The sequence below is a fragment of the Candidatus Pelagibacter sp. genome, from assembly GCF_965262185.1.
In the GTDB taxonomy this organism is placed as follows: Bacteria; Pseudomonadota; Alphaproteobacteria; order Pelagibacterales; family Pelagibacteraceae; genus Pelagibacter.
The window spans coordinates 953588-969781 of sequence record NZ_OZ253498.1 but is presented as its reverse complement, the minus strand read 5'-3'; the positions used below and the strand labels follow the sequence as shown (position 1 = coordinate 969781).

10 protein-coding genes and 1 tRNA gene are annotated in these 16194 nt (G+C 29.5%); 4 read left to right on the top strand and 7 right to left on the bottom strand.

Features of this window, described 5'->3' with window-relative positions; all coding sequences use genetic code 11:
- Window positions 1–120: 120 nt before the first annotated feature.
- The gene (locus ACQY31_RS05385; protein WP_428079226.1) at window positions 121–903 is read left to right on the top strand and encodes an undecaprenyl-diphosphate phosphatase; all 783 of its coding nucleotides are present in this window, start codon (window positions 121–123) and stop codon (window positions 901–903) included.
- Here ACQY31_RS05385 and ACQY31_RS05380 read toward each other — a convergent pair.
- The 3 genes from ACQY31_RS05380 to aceE are packed head-to-tail and all read right to left on the bottom strand — an operon-like array spanning window position 900 to window position 6103.
- A complete protein-coding gene (locus ACQY31_RS05380; protein WP_428079224.1) occupies window positions 900–1793 on the bottom strand; it encodes a DMT family transporter in 894 nt (297 codons plus the stop codon). The two genes, ACQY31_RS05385 and ACQY31_RS05380, sit on opposite strands and share 4 nt — an antisense overlap.
- A 6-nt stretch (window positions 1794–1799) precedes the next feature.
- Window positions 1800–3062, bottom strand: coding sequence for a 2-oxo acid dehydrogenase subunit E2 (locus ACQY31_RS05375; RefSeq protein ID WP_428079222.1), 1263 nt, complete (start codon window positions 3060–3062; stop codon window positions 1800–1802).
- Window positions 3062–6103 (bottom strand): pyruvate dehydrogenase (acetyl-transferring), homodimeric type, encoded by a 3042-nt coding sequence (aceE, locus tag ACQY31_RS05370; RefSeq protein ID WP_428079220.1) that lies wholly within the window; start codon window positions 6101–6103, stop codon window positions 3062–3064. The genes ACQY31_RS05375 and aceE overlap by 1 nt, the downstream gene beginning before the upstream one ends.
- A 147-nt stretch (window positions 6104–6250) precedes the next feature.
- Between aceE and ACQY31_RS05365 the strand changes: the two genes are divergently transcribed.
- Both ACQY31_RS05365 and ACQY31_RS05360 read left to right on the top strand, forming a co-directional pair.
- Window positions 6251–6327 (top strand) — tRNA-Arg (locus ACQY31_RS05365).
- A gap of 116 nt (window positions 6328–6443) precedes the next feature.
- Complete coding sequence (locus tag ACQY31_RS05360; RefSeq protein ID WP_428079218.1) at window positions 6444–6869, top strand: PaaI family thioesterase; 426 nt, start codon at window positions 6444–6446, stop codon at window positions 6867–6869.
- A 1-nt stretch (window position 6870) separates the two neighbouring features.
- Here ACQY31_RS05360 and ACQY31_RS05355 read toward each other — a convergent pair whose 3' ends face one another.
- From ACQY31_RS05355 to ACQY31_RS05340, 4 genes are all read right to left on the bottom strand, one after another.
- On the bottom strand, window positions 6871–9192 hold the full coding sequence (locus ACQY31_RS05355) for a TRAP transporter permease (RefSeq protein ID WP_428079216.1): 2322 nt from the start codon (window positions 9190–9192) through the stop codon (window positions 6871–6873).
- 72 nt (window positions 9193–9264) lie between these two features.
- Window positions 9265–10269, bottom strand: coding sequence for a TAXI family TRAP transporter solute-binding subunit (locus ACQY31_RS05350; RefSeq protein ID WP_428079214.1), 1005 nt, complete (start codon window positions 10267–10269; stop codon window positions 9265–9267).
- An 84-nt stretch (window positions 10270–10353) separates the two neighbouring features.
- The gene (locus tag ACQY31_RS05345; RefSeq protein WP_428079212.1) at window positions 10354–11580 is read right to left on the bottom strand and encodes a pyridoxal phosphate-dependent aminotransferase; all 1227 of its coding nucleotides are present in this window, start codon (window positions 11578–11580) and stop codon (window positions 10354–10356) included.
- On the bottom strand, window positions 11581–13542 hold the full coding sequence (locus tag ACQY31_RS05340) for an acetoacetate--CoA ligase (protein WP_428079210.1): 1962 nt from the start codon (window positions 13540–13542) through the stop codon (window positions 11581–11583).
- 174 nt (window positions 13543–13716) lie between these two features.
- On the opposite strand from ACQY31_RS05340, the gene ACQY31_RS05335 reads away from it, so the two are divergent.
- Window positions 13717–16194 carry a helicase-related protein gene (locus tag ACQY31_RS05335; RefSeq protein WP_428079208.1) on the top strand — a complete coding sequence of 826 codons (2478 nt, stop codon included), beginning with the start codon at window positions 13717–13719 and terminating at the stop codon, window positions 16192–16194.

The following is a 16194-nucleotide window of genomic DNA, read 5'->3' as shown; positions in this document are numbered from 1 at the left end:
AAAGCATTAAATAGGTCATATTTATTGACCTTTAATCTTTCATTTTTGTTATAAATAAACAGGTTTCTAATGAATGCATAGCTACTATGATCAAATCGTATTGTTTGAAATATAAGCTTTATGAGCTACGAAGAAATTATGTTTCAGAATATTATAGAAGTATTAATCCTTTCAGCAATTCAAGGGGTTTCGGAATTTCTTCCTATAAGTTCTTCTGCACATTTAATTTTAGTTTCAAGTTTATATGAATTTAAATCTAGCTCATTGCTAATTGATATCAGTCTTCATTTAGGATCTCTTGTTGCAATTGTTTATTACTTTAAAGATGAGTTATTAAACATAAATAAAAATAAAAGATTAATAAGTTTAATAATTATTGGATCTATTCCATTAATTATCTTTGGATATATTTTATACACTACAGGGTTAATTTATAGCTTACGAAATATTGAAACAATTGCATGGACAACTTTAATATTTGCAATTGTTTTATATATTTCTGACAAAAGTCGTTTTGATAAAAAAATTTCTACAAATTTAAATATTCAATCAATTCTATTTATAGGAATAATGCAAATTTTATCTTTAATACCAGGGGTAAGTAGAGCGGGTATTACAATAACAGCTGCGAGGATTTTGAAATTTAATAGAGTGGATTCCAGTAAAATATCTTTTTTACTATCTATTCCAGCATTAGCTGGTGCAAGTGTACTTAGTTTAAAAGATATTTTTAATCAACCAACAGAATTTAATTATTTGGTAATTATTGCAATTATATCTTCTTTTATTTTTTCTTTTTTAACTGTTAAATATTTTTTAATATTTATAAATAAGTTTTCTATGAATGCATTTGTAATTTATAGAATAATAATTGCTTTAGTATTGTTTAGTTTAATTTATTAAATTTTTTTTCTTTTTATAAGTGGAAGTAATTGTGATAATAAAACTCCACACAAAATAAAGAAACATCCAAATATATTATTTATATCTAATACTTGATTTAAAATAAACCATGCTGCTACAGTTGCAAATACACCCTCAAGAGAGAAAATAATTGCTGCTGGTGCAGGTGTAATATTTTTTTGTGCGTAAATCTGTAATACAAATGCAAATCCTCCAGATAATATTCCAGCATATAATATAGAATATATTTCCATTAGAATATTGTTCCAAACGAATTCTTCGTAAAGAATTCCAATGAAAAAAGATAAAATAGCTACGATTAAAGTTTGAATTGCTCCAATTGTAAGTGGAAGATTGTATTTAGAAATGATAATTCCAGTAAATATAATATGTGTGCTCCAAAATAAAGCTCCTAGTACAACCAAAGTATCTCCCAACCTAACAGTTGCATCGTAAAAATTTGTTAATAAATATCCTCCAATTAAACACAAAATTACTGAAGGCCAAACACTCCAGTGAATTGATTTTTTGCCAAACAAATAAATTATGATAGGGACCATAGGTACATAAAAGATTGTAAAAAAGGCTGCATTTGCAACATCTGTATAGAGCAAAGCAACCTGTTGTAATGCAGAACCTAAAAATAAGGACAACCCTATTAAAGACACATAAATTATAAATGTTTTTTTATCTGTTTTTAATTCTGATTTAAAATTTTTTAACTCAAATAAAATTACGAGTGGGATAATAACTAAAAAACCAATGAAGAATCTGACTGCATTAAAAGTATAAGGACCAATGTTGTCCATTCCAGTATCTTGAGCAATAAAAGTTGTGCCCCATATAAAAGTGCATAACAAAGCACTGAATAGTGAAATGGGCTTAGACATTTTTGATTATACAGCTAGCTTATAAGCAAAATTTTTGCCTAGGTTTTCTTTAAGGTCATTGTTAAATCTTGCAGCCTCAGCACCATCAATGATTCTGTGATCATAAGACAAAGAAATCGGTAGCATTGTTCTAATTTGAAACTTTCCATTTATATAAATTTGTTTTTTCTCTGATCTTCCTACTCCTAAAATTGCTACTTCAGGATAATTTATTATTGGTGTAAAAAATGACCCACCTATTCCACCCAAACTAGTAATGGTCATTGAGCCACCAAACAATTCTTTTTTATCTATTTTTAAATTCCTACAAAGCTCACTTACCTCCCTCAACTCTCTACTAATATGAGAAATTTTTTTATTATTAGCATTTCTAATTTTTGGAACCATTAGTCCATTTGGAGTGTCTACAGCTATACCTATATGGTAATATTTTTTCATTGTCATTTTACCTGTTTCAATTTCATCAATTGAAGAATTAAAACTTGGGAATTTTTTTAACGAAGCAACTAAAGCTTTTACAATAAATGCTAAAGGAGTAATTTTAATTTTTTCTCCTGTATAAATATCAGTCAAAGAATTTCTGAAGCTTTCCATTTCTGTAATATCAGCCTCATCATGATTTGTAACATGAGGTATGGTGGTCCATGAATTTGTTAAATACTTTGATGATAATTTTTTTACTCTTGGTATATCTTTTATCTCTATTTCACCAAAATCTGAATGCTCAAATTCATTTTTAATTTTGTTTGGTTTTTTTTCCTCAACAACTTCAACTTTATTGTTTGATCTTAATGCTACAAATTTTTTGATATCGTCTTCAACTACTCTTCCATCTCTCTCGCTTCCTAAAACTTTATTTATATCTACACCGAGTTCTCTAGCAAATTTTCTAGCTTTTGGGCTTGCTGAAGAAATGTTAGATACATTATTTAAAACTGTAGTTTGTTGTTGAATTTCGGGTTTTATTACTTTAATTTTTTTAAACTCTTTTTCTATTATTGGCTTCTCTTCAACTTTTTGATTTATCTGTGATGACTTTTCTAAAGTTAAAATTAAATCTCCTTCAGATACTTTATCTCCAACTTTTATATTCAAGTTAGAAATTTTACCTTCAAAACTAGATGGTATTTCTACGCTAGACTTATCGCTTTCTATTGTAATTAAAGGGTCATTTTTTTTAATTGATTGACCTTTTTTTACTAATACCTCAATAACCTCAACATCTTTAAAATCTCCTATATTTGGTACCTTAATTTCAATATCTGACATTATAATTTTGTTGGCATAGGTTTATCGCCATCAATTTTGTATTTTTTCATAGCTTCTTTCGCATATTTTGAAGCTATCAATTGTTCTTTAGCTAAAATGCTTAATCCATAAGCAACTAAATGTTCTTTATCTACCTCAAAGAATTTTCTTAAATTTTTTCTAGTATCACTTCTTCCAAAACCATCTGCACCTAACGAATAAAAGCTCTTATTATTTGTGTAAGGTCTTATTTGATCAGAATTCATTCTCATATAATCAGATGCTGCCATAATTGGTCCTTCAGTACTTCCGAGACATTGCTCTACATATGATTTTTTAGGAGTTTTATCTGGATTTAGAAGGTTATATCTTTCAACTTCCATTCCATCTTTTCTTAACTCATTAAAACTTGTAACACTCCATATTTCACTATCAATTTGATAGTCATTTTGTAAAATTTCAGCTGCTGACATCATCTCTCTTAATATTGTTCCTGAGCCTAAAAGTTGAAGTTTTGTTTTTTTATATTTGTTAAATTCTTTTATCTTATACATTCCTTTAAGAATTCCTTCTTCGCAATTTTTATCCTTAGGCATTTCAGGATGTGAATAATTTTCGTTCATTATTGTAATATAATAAAAAACATTTTCTTTCTTTTCATGCATTCTTCTTAGACCCTCTCTAAAAATAGTTGCTAATTCATAATGAAATGTAGGATCATAAGTTACACAATTAGGAATTGTTGATGCAATCAAATGACTATGTCCATCTTGATGTTGCAATCCTTCACCTGCTAATGTTGTTCTTCCAGCTGTTGCGCCAACTAAAAAACCTCTAGCCTGGCTATCTCCAGCAGCCCAAGCTAAATCTCCAATTCTTTGAAATCCAAACATAGAATAAAAAATATATATTGGTATCATTTCAATATCGTGATTTGTGTAAGACGTTGCTGCTGCTATCCAAGAAGACATCGCACCTGCCTCATTGATTCCTTCTTCAAGTACCTGTCCACTTTTCTCTTCTCTATAAGAACTTAGTTGTGCAGAATCTTCTGGCTCATATTTCTGTCCTTCGTGAGCGTATATTCCTATTTTTTGAAAAAATCCTTCCATACCAAATGTTCTTGCTTCATCTGGGATAATAGGAACTAATCTAGGTGAAATATTTTTATCTCTTAACAAATTAGTTAACATTCTGACTAACGCCATTGTAGTAGACATTTCTTTTTCACCAGTTGAAACTTTCATAAAATCAAAAATATCTTTTGATGGTGCTTTAATAGGTTTTGCAAAAGTTGATCTCTCTGGCAAATAACCGCCCAATTTAAGTCTTCTCTCTTTTATGTATCTAATCTCTGGAGATTTCTCATCAGGCCTAAAGTATTCTATATTTCTAACTTGTTCATCAGTTAGAGGAACGTCAAAACGATCTCTATAATACATAAGATCATCCACATCTAATTTTTTAGTTTGGTGAGTAGTGTTTACACTTTCACCTGTTTTTCCCATTCCATATCCCTTGATTGTTTTTGCAATAATTACTGTTGGACTTCCTTGGTTTTTAATTGCTTTATCATAAGCTGCATATACCTTATGAGGATCGTGTCCTCCTCGATTTAATCTCCAAATATCTTTATCTGACATAGATGAAACCATCTCCAAAGTATCTGGGTTTTTTCCAAAAAACTTTTCTCGCACATATGCACCATCTCTTGCTTTCATAGCTTGGTATTCACCATCTACAGTTTCATTCATAATTTTTACTAATTGACCGCTTTTGTCATTAGCTAACAACGAGTCCCAGTATGAACCCCAAATAACTTTTATTACATTCCATCCAGCGCCTCTGAAGCTTCCTTCAAGTTCTTGTATTATTTTTCCATTTCCTCTTACAGGTCCATCAAGTCTTTGGAGATTACAATTAATAACAAAAATTAAATTATCTAATTTTTCTCTAGCTGCTAATCCAATTGCACCCATGGACTCTGGTTCATCCATTTCACCATCTCCTAAAAAAGCCCAGACCTTTCTTCCCTCATCTTTAATCAATCCTCTATTAATTAAGTATTTCATGTATCTTGCTTGATAAATTGCAAGCATTGGTCCTAACCCCATCGAAACAGTTGGAAACTGCCAAAAATTTGGCATTAGCCATGGGTGAGGATATGAAGATAATCCTCCGGGTTTTACTTCCTGTCTAAAGCTATCTAACTGTTTCTCAGTTAATCTGCCCTCTAAAAATGCTCTAGCATACATTCCAGGCGCGCTGTGTCCTTGGAAATATACTAGATCACCTCCAAATTTATTATTTTTTGCTCTCCAAAAATGATTCATTCCAACATCATATAAAGTTGCAGCAGATGCAAAAGTTCCTATGTGGCCACCTAATTCTGGAAATTTTTTGTTAGCTCTTACTACCATTGCGGCTGCATTCCATCTGATCAGAGATCTTATTCTTCTCTCAATATTTTGATCTCCATTTGATTTTATTTCAGCCTCAGGAGGAATTGTATTTATATAAGGAGTATTTTGGGTGTAAGGAATATTTGCTCCTTCACGATAGGCTTTGTTAATTAATTCCTTAATTAAAAAATGAGCTCTTTGATTTCCATCTTTTGAAATTACTGCAGATAAAGATTCTAACCAATCTTGGGTTTCTAAAGGATCTGCATCTAATCCATTTGTAACTTGAATTATAGATTGTTTTTTTTCTTTAGCTGGCTCTGGAACATTCACCTGCTCCTCTTTATTCACAGCCATAGCCTCCTCGGCTTGTTTAATAATATTTTCTGTATCTTTAGGAAGATTGCTCTCTGGAAGACTTTTGGTTGAATTGCTTAAACTTAAAAGTAAATCACCTTTTGAAACTTTATCACCTACTTTAACATTAATGGTATCAATTTTTCCTGAAATTGTTGATGGGATTTCAACACTAGATTTATCACTTTCAATTGTAATTATTGGATCATTTTCTTTGATTGTATCTCCAGGCTTTACAAGTAATTCTATTACCTCAACATTCTCAAAATCACCAATGTCAGGAACAAGTAGTTTTTCGTTCATTATTAAAAAGGCTTATACACTCAAATAAAATATATTTTTATGTTATTTTATCACATTAATTAATCTTTTTATGCAAAGCTGTGTTTTAATTGAACAAAATTTGTTAATAAAACCTTAAAATACAGTATCTTTAATAAAATTAATTTTGGACCGCTGGCCAAATTGGATAAGGCGCTCGGCTACGAACCGGGAGATTCCAGATTCGAGTTCTGGGCGGTCCACCAAAAAGGATAAAAATGATTGATTGGCTATTAAAAGCATCTTTGCAAAAATCAGTAATTTACTTTTTTATAATTATTACATTGTTATTATTGCTATTAACAATTGTATTATAAATATTATGAGTAATGAGTTTGAACAAATAAGTTTAACCCCAGGTTTCATGAAACATAATGGAGGTGTTTTGTTTAAAAACATTTCTGAAACTGAATATGAATTTAAATCTACTATAAATGAAAATCACTTAAATGCTGCAGGAATAACTCATGGAGGCTATCTATCAGCATTAATAGATGCAGGCGCAGGAACTGCGGCTCACAGATCTGCTGGTAATGCTCCATGTGTAACTATTTCATTAGATATTAAATTTATTGGTGCCTCAAAAGTTGGTGATGAAATTATTGGTCACACAAAAATATTAAAAAAAACAAATACGTTAATATTTTTATTTTGTGAGCTAAAATGTAACAACAAAATTATAACATCAGCAACTGGAGTTTGGAAAATTTTAAAAGTTAAACCTTCAAATTTAGGTCCAGGTGGTTAATTCATTCCTTTCTTCTAATATTAAAATATCCACAAATAATTAATAAAATTAATGCAATTGGATAAACTATATTTTTCGATGGTCTATCAGAATTTTCAATTTTGAATTCACTGATATAATCTCCCATTTCAAAACCATTTTTTTTTGCTTCTCCATTCCATTTTAAATTATCAACTATTATTTTTTCATCCTGCTCTAATAAAGTAATCCCATAATCCTCTAGAGTAAAATGATCCTCAAATGTATTTTTTGATATTACAAAAAGTTTATATCTTTCCCCATATAAACTAGGTCTTGTTATTTTAATTTGAATTTCTTTTTCGGAATCTAATTTTAATGAATTTATTTTACTAATTTCTTCATAATTATATTTTGGAAAAAATTTATTTAAAACAAAATCTGGGGACAACAAAGAAATAGAAATGATTAAAAAAATAATAATCTCGTACCATTTAAGCTTATTTACAAACCATCCTTGTGTCGCTGATGTAAAAACTAAAATTCCAATTAATGAAGTTATAATAACAATTAGTCCATGCCAGATACTTTCAATACCAATAAGTAAAAGTTCATGATTAAATAAAAAGACTATTGGCAATATTCCTGTTCTTAAACTATACCAGAAAGCTTGAACTCCAGTTCTTAATGGATCTCCTCCAGATATTCCTGCAGCTGCATAAGAAGCTAGTCCTACTGGAGGTGTTACATCTGCCATTAGTCCAAAATAAAAAACAAATAAATGAACTGCTATAAGTGGAAAAATAAACCCAGATGCATTTCCAACATCAACTAAAACAGTTGCCATCAAAGATGCAACCACAACATAGTTTGCTGTAGTTGGTAAACCCATTCCTAACAATAAACATAAAATTATTGTTAAAAATAATAGTATTGTGACGTTATCTTTAGCAATAGACTCGATAACAATAATTAAGTTTGTGCTTAAGCCTGTTGAGCCAACTGCACCTACTATTATACCAGCTGTAGCAATTGCAATGCCAACTGCTACCATATTTAATGCTCCTTTTTCAAAACCAACGATTGTTTGATTAAACCATTCTTTAAAGGAGTCTTTAGAATAATTATTTTTAATAATTAAATTGATTAGATTTACTAAAATTAAAGTAATTGTTGCATAAAAAATTGAATACGAAGCAGTAAACCTTAAATAAACAAGAGTATAAATTAAAACAAAAATAGGAATTAAAAAGTGAATTCCAGATAAAAATGTTTTTTTCAAATTAGGAACATCAGCATCGTCCATTCCTTTAAGATTTAATTTTAGAGCTTCTAGGTGAGATATATAAAATAAAGCAATATAGGAAATAATTGCAGGCAAAAAAGCATGTTTAACTATTTCAAAATAAGTTACTCCAATAAAACTTGCCATTACAAATGCTGCGGCACCCATCACAGGCGGCATTATTTGTCCATTTACAGATGATGAAACTTCGATTGCACCTGCCTTTTCTTTAGAGAAACCTGTTTTTTTCATTATTGGAATGGTAAATGTTCCAGTAGTTACGGTATTAGCAATTGATGATCCTGAGATTAAGCCAGTCATTCCTGAACCTAGAATTGCGGCTTTGGCTGGTCCACCTCTCATTTTACCAACCATCGCAAAGGCTAAATCTAAAAAATATTTACCACCACCTGCTGTTTCAAGTAAGGCACCAAATAACACAAATAGAAAAATAAAATCTACGGAAACCCCAATAGGAATTCCAAATATTGCCTCTTGATCCAACCATTGAAATCCTACCAATCTATTTAAAGACAAGCCTCCATGAGAAATTATCTCTGGTGCATACCTACCAAAATATGAAAATAATAAAAAACAAGTTGCAATGATTACCAAAGGTAATCCAATTGCTCTTCTTGTGGCCTCTAAAAGAATTAAAATACCACATCCTCCTAAAATTAATTCTACTGGAAAATTGAATGTATTAGTGATTTTCAAACTTAAAAGGACACCACCCCTCTCTACTAATTGATCATAAAAAAAATAAATATAGAGACAAGAAAAAGCACCAACAAAACTTATAATAATATCAAAAAATGAAATTTTTTTTCCTTTTGCTACTGGGTAGATTAAAAATGCTAAAGTTAATGCAAATCCTAAATGTATTGCTCTCGCAGGCAAACCTTTGAACATTCCAATATTTAACATAAATGGAAATGGTGATGCGTACCAAAGTTGAAATAAGGACCAAATGATAGCTATGGCAGAAACTACTTTTAAATGAAATCCAGTAATGTTTCTAGTTGGTGATAAATCTTCGCTTATTTTATTTTTTATATTGGCGCTAATTGAATCGCTCATAAGAAATATTCATACCATAAAAAAAAGGCCCGGTAAAAATTACCAGGCCTTTTAAAAATTAAAAAACTTAGATTACATTAATCCAGCTTCTTTATAATATTTAACTGCACCAGGATGTAGTGGAGCAGATAAACCATCTTTAATCATGTTTTTCTTTTCCAAAAATCCAAATGCTGGATGTTGTTTTTTGAAATCATCAAAGTTTTCAAAAACTGCTTTTGTAACTAAGTACACTAATTCTTCAGAAACATCAGCCGAAGTTACCACAGTTGCTTTAACACCAAATGTAGTAGCATCTTTTTTCTGATTAGTATAAGTACCTTTAGGAATTACAGCCTGTGCATAATAATCAGCACCATCAATTAAGCCTTGAACTTCTGGTCCAGTCAAATTGATTGGAGAAGCTTTAGCGGCACAAGTTGCTGCTTGTTCCATTGCACCATTTGGAAATCCAACTGAATAACCAAATGCATCAATTTTACCATCACATAAAGCTTTCACTTGCTCTGAAGAAGTTAACTCTGTCGTTGATTTAAAGAAACTATTATCAACACCCATAGCTTTCATTAGTTCTTCCATAGTTCCTCTTTGACCAGAACCAGGGTTACCAATGTTTACTACTTTACCTTCTAAGTCTGCAAAATCTTTAACTCTTGCTTTTTTTCTAGCCCAAATTTGAAAAGGTTCGTTGTGAACTGAAAACACAGCTCTCAAATCACTAAACTGTTTTCCTTCCCATTTGCTTGAACCATTCACTGCGTGATATTGCCAGTCAGATTGAGCTACTCCAAATTGAAATTCTCCAGCTGCTATTTGTCCAATATTGTAGTTTGAACCACCTGTCGATGGAGCAGTACATCTATACGCTTTAGCTGTACCTTTTTTTCTACCGTGCTCAGCACTAATTGCTGATTTATGAAGCATTTTACATATAGCGTTACCTGTTTGGAAATATACTCCAGTAGGTCCACCAGTTCCTATCGTAAAGAACTCAGCCGATTTAGCAACTGTAGTTAATGACAGTGATGCAAATAAAATCAGTAAAGCACTTGATAGGGATGTGATTATTTTTTTCATTATTTTTCCCTCTCTATAATTATATGTCGTTATTTTTTATTAATTAATATTACCAAAAAATTATAATAGATGTATAGGCTGATTTTAAAGATTTTCTGACCATTTTTTTAAATTATCAACACCTTCTACAACCTTTGGTGCTAACTTTTCAATAATATCGAAATCAATAGATTGATCTTCCTTAATTCTACTCATAAATTTTTCTCCATCAAAATCAGTAAAGCTTAATCTTGCTAGCATTTTACTTTCATTAAATCCAAAATCTGATCCAGGTAATAATGCAACACCTGTTTCTTTTAAAATATTTTGACACATTTCTGATGAAGTTTTAAATTTAAAATTTAAAAATTCAGGCATTAAATAAAAACCTCCTTGAGATTCATTAATTAAAATTTTGTTTGATTTTAAATTTTGATAAACATAATTGCCGACAGCCTTTAAAATATTTTTAGATTTATTAATGTATTCGCTATGATTGTTTTCATAAGCTTTTATTGCAGCATATTGGATAGGAGCACTTACTGCTGAAAAAGTTTCACTGGCTAAAACATTAATCATGTTTTTTATGTCATTTAAGCTCTCTGGAACAATAAAATATCCCAATCTCCAACCACCAGCTCCACACCATTTACTTAGGCCGGTACTGATAATTGTTTTTTCAGGACAAATATTTGAGATAGACTTATAATTTTTTATAAAAGTTAGTTCTGAATATATCTCATCAGATAAAATTATAAGATTATGTTTATTTGCAACATTAGAAATCTCTTCCAAATTTTCACAAACTTGCCCTGAAGGATTATTGGGGGAATTTAAAAATAATAAATAATTTTTATATTTATCTTTTAATATTATTTCCTCTATTTCTTGAGCTGTAGGGAACCAATTATTTTCTCTTTTTGTTTGTAAAATTTGAACTTTGTTTCTTCCTAATATCGCTTGTGGCGCGTAAGAAACCCAACTAGGTGCAGGCAATATAATTTCACCATCGAATATTACATGAAGTAAAAACATCAACTCTTTAGAGCCTGGTCCTATAATGACATTTTCAGAATTATATTCATAATTTTTTTTATTTGATGTGTATTTTGCAACAGACTGTCTTAGCTCTGAAAGGCCCTGCATGGGTAAATATTTGTTTTGATACGCATTATTTTTAAGCTCCTCTACTACGTCTTGTGGAACTTTAAAAGGTGATTGTCCAAAACCAAATTTAAATATTTTTTTTCCTTCATCTTCCAGCTTTTTTGAAGCCTCATTAATTGCTAGCGTAGAAGATGGTTTTAAATCTTTAACTATATTTTTTAACATTTAATAACTTAACTGTTTCAAATTTTTGTATTGTTTTAAAACTTCTGGGTTTGCTAAAGCTTCTTTATTTTTAACAGCACTTCCTTCTATAGTGCTTTTAACTGCAAGCTCAACAATTTTACCACTTTTAGTTCTTGGAATATCTTTTACAACAATTACTTTACTAGGGACATGTCTTGGTGATGCATTTATTTTTATTTGATTTTTTATTCTATCAAGTAAAGAATCATTAAGTACGTATTCATTGCTCATTACAACGAAAAGAATTATTCTTATATCATTATCCCAAGATTGACCAACTACTAGTGCTTCTTTTATTTCTTTAAACTTTTCAACCTCAGAATATATTTCAGCAGTACCAAGTCTTACACCTCCTGGATTAAGGGTAGTGTCAGATCTTCCATGTATAATAAAACCATCGGTATTTTTTCTTTCAGCATAATCACCATGATGCCAAGTATTTTTATATCTATTGAAGTAAGCTTTTTTAAATTTTACGTCATTTTTATCATTCCAAAATTTAAGAGGCATTGATGGAAATGGATTTTTACAAACAAGTTCACCTTTAGAATTTTTTAAAGATTTGCCTCTATCATTAAAGACATCAACGTCTAAACCTAAACCGGAATTTTGTATTTCACCAATATTTACTGGCTGATATATATTTCCTAAAACAAAACACGATAGAATATCTGTACCACCCGAAATAGATGAGAGATGAACTTTCTTTTTAATATTTTTGTAAACATATTTAAAACCTTCTCTTGATAAAGGAGAACCTGTTGAACATATTGTTTTTAGTTTTTGAAGTTTATATTTAAATTTAAGATTAGGTTCTAATTTTCTTAGAGCATCAATATATTTAGCACTAATTCCAAACAGAGTAATTTTTTCTCTTTGTGCTATTTTTAAAAGTAAATCACTTGATTTATACATTGGAGAACCATCAAAAAGTACTATTGATGCCTTTGAAGCTAATGAGCTAACTAACCAATTCCACATCATCCATCCACAAGTGGTAAAATAAAACACATTATCATTTTCTTTTATATCGCAATGTAATTGGTGTTCTTTCTTATGCTGAAGAAGAACTCCACCAGTTCTGTGGCAAATACATTTTGGTTTTCCAGTTGTTCCACTTGAATATAAAATAGCCAACTCACTTTCAAAATCATACTTTTTGAAATTTATTTTTTCTGATTGATTTTGAATAATCTCACCCCATTTAATTAACTTTATTTTCTTATATGTACTTTTATTAGTGACATATTTCTTTCCAGGATAATTAACAATCACAACTTTTTTAATTGACGGAACAGATTTTAAAATTTCAGGTAATCTCTTTAATACATTAATTTTTTTCCCATTGTAAAAATACTGATCTGTAATAAACAAAACTTTTGGATTGATTTGAGAAAATCTTTCAACAACACCTTTAATACCAAAATCAGGGCTACATGAGGACCAAATACTTCCTATAGCACTAGCTGCTATAAAAGCTTCAACTGTCTCGATAGTATTTGGCATATAAGCTGCAACTCTGTCTCCTTTTTTAGTTTTAATTTGTTTTAAAAACTTTACAACTTTGCCTGTATTTAAATTTAATTCTCTCCAAGATTTTTCTTCTCTAAAGCCACTTTCGCTTATAAAAGTAATTGCCTTATCATCATTGTTTTTTGATAATAAATTCTCGGCAAAATTTAACCTGCTACCGGGTAAGAATAAATTTTTATAAAATACTTTTGATTTTTTAATTTTTTTTTTACTTTTTAATCCTTTAATTTCTGAAAATTCCCAGAAATAGTTCCAAAACTCAGGTGAATTTTTAACAGTCCAATTTAAAAAAGATTTAAAGTTTAAATTAAATTTTTTTTTTATTTTATTTGAAATAAATTTCTCGAAAGCATAAAGATTTGATTTTTTTTTCTCTTTTAAAGATGCTTCCCAAAGTTTATTGGTCATTTTTATTTTATTAAATTACTATTATAGAATTAATCTCAACTATGATATTCTCATTAATATTAATATAAAAATGAGAACTTTTTACCCTCCGATTCGGTCATGTTTTAGTCTATTTTTGTTCTTTAGCACTAACAATATCTGGTAGGTAAAAAAAATTATACACCAAAGATAGAAATGCCTAAAAATAAAATTACAGCTGTTCTTGGTCCAACAAATACAGGTAAAACTCATCTTGCAATTGACACAATGCTATCTTTTGACAGCGGAATGATTGGGTTCCCATTAAGATTATTAGCAAGAGAGGTTTACGATAAAATAATAAAAAAAATAAGTATAGACAAAGTTGCTTTAATAACTGGTGAAGAAAAAATAATTCCTGCAAATGCAAAATATTATTTATGCACAGTCGAGTCTATGCCTATTGAAAAGCATTTAGAATTTGTGGGCATAGATGAAATCCAAATGTGTGCAGATCATGAAAGAGGTCACATATTTACAGATAGGCTATTAAATTTAAGAGGTGAAAAACTCACAATGTTAATGGGATCTAGTACTATTAAAAACATAATATCTAAATTAAACGAAGATATAGAATTTATTAATAGAGATAGATTATCAAAACTCACATATGCCGGACATAAAAAAATATCAAGAATAAATAGAAAAACTGCAATCATAGCTTTTTCAGCAGAGGAAGTTTATGCAATAGCAGAATTAATAAGAAGACAAAAGGGTGGGGCAGCTATCGTTATGGGTTCATTAAGTCCTAAAACGAGAAATGCTCAAGTAGAGCTTTATCAATCTGGAGATGTCGATTTTTTAGTAGCCACTGACGCTATCGGAATGGGAATAAATATGGATCTAGATTATGTATTTTTTTCAAACCTTAAAAAATTTGATGGAAAAAAATTAAGAAAATTAAATTTATCTGAAATAGGTCAAATAGCAGGAAGAGCTGGAAGATATTTAAATGATGGTGGTTTTGGAATTACTGGTGATTGCAAAGAAATTTCCCCTGAAGAAGTAGAATTAATTGAAGGACATAAATTTGAGGAAATTAAAACTTTGTTCTGGAGAAATTCAAATCTTAACTTTAACAACTCAAATTCACTAATTAAAAGTCTTGAAGAAAGACCGCAGATGGAATGGTTAAGAAAAGTTCACGAATGTGAGGACGAAAGAGCGCTAAAATATTTTATAAAAGATGAAAAAAATAATATAGAATTTAACGAAAGAACACTTAAATTATTATGGGAATGTTGTCAGATACCTGATTTTGTTAAAAAAACCTACGGCAATCATTATGAAGTGATCAGAAATGTTTTTAAATTTTTAAACAGTGAAAAAGGTCTGATTTCAGATGCTTACATGAGATTACAGCTCATGAAACTAGATAAATTAGAGGGAAATGTAGATTCTTTATCAAATAGAATTGCAAATGTAAGAACTTGGTCTTATGTTTCAAATAAAAATAATTGGGTAGAAAATCAAAATTATTGGATAGAAAAAACAAAACATTTAGAAGATAGACTTTCAGAAAGACTTCATGAAGAACTTACCAAGACTTTTATCGACAAAAGAGCAAGTATACTTGCAAGAGGTTTAAAACAAGACATGGAATTTAAAACTGAAATACTACAGAACAATGACGTTAAAATAGATGATCAGTTTATTGGTAAGATCAAAGGTTTGAAATTAGAATTAGATTTAAAAAAAGGCTCTCTGGAAACCGATATCAAGTCATTAAAAAAAGCTGCTAGACAATCAATTGGACCTGAGTTTGATAAAAGAATTCAATCAATTATAGACACAGGATTAATAGATTTAAAAGAGGATTTTAAAATATATTGGAATGATTTTCCAATTGCTAGGCTGTTACCAGGTAATGATTATTTAAGTCCTAATTTTACTTTAGTTGTTGATGACATTATTGAACAAAATCCAAAACAAAAACTAAATGATTTTATTCAAAAATGGCTAAACTCTAAAATAAATAATGTCTTGAAAAGTTTAATCGATTTAAAAAACATTAAAGAGGATAAATCTTCAATTAAGGCTTTGGCTTATCAGCTTTATGAAAATAATGGTGTTTTAAAAAGAGAACATGTTTCTGATTATTTAAAAAATCTTGAACAAATAGATAGAAAAGTATTAAGAGAATTGGGTGTGAAATTTGGAAGATACCATGTATTCCTTTATCAACTTATAAAACCAGATGCTGTATCTTTAAGAACCTTATTGTGGAAAAATTTTCATCAAAAATTCTATAATTTAAAACCACCAACTTTTGGATTAAATTTTTTAGAAGATAAACATTCTCAAAATAAAAACTTTATGCTTCTCTGTGGATTTGAAAAATTTGATAATCTTTTTGTAAGAATAGATATTCTTGAAAGACTCTTTGTACAAATAATTAATGCTACTTCAAAAGAAAATAGTGAAATAAAAATGATACCTGAAATGTTAAATCTTTTAGGATGTAGCAAAGAGAACTTTAAAAAATTATTACAAAAAATGGGTTATAAAACTTATGAGAAAGAACAAGAAATGTTTTTTAAATATAATCCTGTTAAAAAATTTAAAAAGATACAGAACAAAAAAGTTTCAAACGAAAATCCATTTAAAGTTCTTAAAAATCTCAAGTTAGGTTAA